Origin of the sequence: Mesorhizobium sp. M7A.F.Ca.CA.003.01.2.1 (assembly GCF_003998945.1) — a bacterium.
Classification (GTDB): Bacteria; Pseudomonadota; Alphaproteobacteria; order Rhizobiales; family Rhizobiaceae; genus Mesorhizobium; species Mesorhizobium ciceri.
Window position 1 is genome coordinate 1 of record NZ_RZRA01000883.1, and the last position, 2330, is coordinate 2330.

General features: G+C 64.8%; 2 protein-coding genes and 1 pseudogene. 1 reads left to right on the plus strand and 2 read right to left on the minus strand.

Annotated features, from left to right (window positions below; translation table 11 throughout):
* Nucleotides 1–850: pseudogene (locus EN969_RS27105) on the minus strand (carbohydrate kinase); the annotation flags it as partial.
* Entirely contained in the window at nt 847–1623 is a 777-nt protein-coding gene (locus EN969_RS27110) for a DeoR/GlpR family DNA-binding transcription regulator (RefSeq protein WP_013529337.1), read from the minus strand. The gene EN969_RS27110 and the pseudogene EN969_RS27105, both read right to left, overlap by 4 nt.
* 192 nt (nt 1624–1815) lie before the next feature.
* Between EN969_RS27110 and EN969_RS27115 the strand changes: the two genes are divergently transcribed.
* A partial coding sequence (locus EN969_RS27115; protein WP_164758528.1) for a class II aldolase/adducin family protein occupies nt 1816–2330 on the plus strand: 515 nt, incomplete at its 3' end.

Consider the following 2330-nt stretch of genomic DNA (forward strand, 5'->3'; position numbering starts at 1 on the left):
AGCTAATGGTCGGCACCGGGCCGCCGCCGACATCGACATTGACCAGCATGTCGCGATCCCGGTCGAGCGTGTCGAGCGGGCAATCCGGATTGAGCACGACGACCCAGGTGCCGGTCGAAACGACGGTGACCGGGCCAAGCTCCTGCCGGCGATAGGCATAGAGCGCCGCATTCGAATCATGGACGCCGTTGTGGATGGCGATCGGTCGCGCCGCAGCGCCGAGGCGGTGCTCGCCGATAACGGTGCCGGCGCGCTCGAAGCCAGGCATCCGGTCACGCCAGCCCTGCGCGTCGACCAGCGAGGAAAAGTCCTGGCTCCGCGGCGCCCACAGATGCGAATGGCAGCCGAGATAGGACACTTCCGAGACCGCCCGCCCGCCAAGGCGCCAGCTCCAGTATTGCGGATAGCCGAGGATCGATTTCGACGTAGCGAACGCGTCGGGATCGACCTCCTGCAGCCACAGCATGTGGCGGCCGTAGTTGAAGCCGAGCGGCAGCCGCGGCGAAAAGGTCTCCGAAAAGTCCGGAATGCGGCGATCGATCCGCGCGGCAATCTCGGCCGGCGGCTCTTGCTCGTAGTCGAGGATCGGATGCGTCAGCGCCGCTTCGTCGACCAAGGCAAAGGTGCAGCCATGGCCCGACACCATGACCCCTTCCACTCCATGACCGTCGACCGTATCGGCAACGGCGCTGAGCGCCCAATGGTGGAGCGCCGCCTCGTCGAGCACGCTGAAGCCGCCTTGGCGCATCCATTTCGGCTGTGTCCGGCGCTCGTCGATGATCCGCCCGTCCTGGCCGAAGACGAACAGCTTCGAATTGGTCTTGCCGAAATCGAGGACAGCCACCTTCACTGGATGGCTCCCGAGGCTATCCGCACCATGACGCCGGCGTCCTCCAGCATGCGCGCATCGGCGTCGGAGAGACCGTCGTCGGTGACCAGCGTGCCGATGCGGGAAAGCGGCAGCGCGACATTGCGCGCGTGGATCGACAGTTTGCGGCTGTCGGCCAGCACCACGATCTGGTCGGCGCAAAGGCTGAGATCGACGATCGAGCGTACCAGCAGCGGGTGCGATTCCATCACGCCTTCCTGGCCAAGGCCTTGCGCGCCGAGAAAGAACTTGGAGGCATAGAAGGGCACGGCCTGGCTGAGCGAATGGATGATGCCGGGTTCGCGATGCAGATCACCGCCCGCAACCGTCAGGCTGCAATGGCCGTGGTCGCTGAGATAGGCCGCCAGCGGCATCGAGTTGGTGTAGAGGCGGATGTTGCGCTCGGCGAGCTTGACGCCCAGATGGAAGCAGGTCGAGCCGCCATGCACGATGACGGCGTCGCCGTCGCGCACCATGGTCGCCGCGAGAGCGGCGATCTGCCGCTTGGCCTCGACCGCAAGGTCGCGGTTCTCGTCGTAGGGCCTGGCGTAGGCAACACCGGCCTGGGAAGCGCCGTCGAGCGCCGAGATGCCGCCATAGACCTTCCGCGCTTCGCCGGCCTCGTCGATCCTGTCGATATCGCGCCTGACCGTCGCGGCTGAAACGCCAAGCCGCTCCTGCAACTCGCGCACCGAAGCGAACGGACGATCCCGCAACAGTTCGACGATCTGACGCTGACGGCCGGAGTCGCTCAATTCTTTCCTCCCGGATGCCATTTTCCATGGCAATTGGCGTAACTTACTCAACATTAGTCGGATTGCAAGCGTGTTTGATGACAGTAGATCACTATTGACGTAGATCACTCGTTTCTGCGATATCAGCGCCAATTCGATCCCGGCAACGGGATTTCGCGCAGGACACGGCCGAGCCGTTGGAGGAAAAGCGCCATGGCGACCGAAGCTGACGCGCAGGAACTGGCGGCCTTGCGGGCGCTTTCGGCCAGCATAGGGCGGAGCCCGCATCTCACCCAGGCGGCAGGCGGCAACACCTCGCTGAAAGCCGGCGACACGCTGTGGATCAAGGCCTCCGGCACCTGGCTGAAAGACGCGCTCGTCGATGACATCATGGTGCCGGTGGCGATGGCGCCGCTGCTGAAAGCCGTCGAACAGCGCGATCGCGCCGCCGACCAGCCGCAGGGTTTCACCATTGCAGCGCTCAACCCGCGCGGCCTGCGGCCATCGATCGAGACCACGGTGCACGCTTTGATGCCGCAGCGCGTCGTTCTGCATGTCCATTGCGTCGACACCATCTCGCTTGCCGTGCAGGCCGATGGCGAGGCCGAGGTCGCCAAGCGGCTCGATGGCATCGAATGGGCCTATGTGCCCTATTTCCGGCCCGGCCTGCCGCTTGCACGCGGCATTGCCGAAAAACTGCGGCCTGGTGTCGACGTGCTGATCCTTGG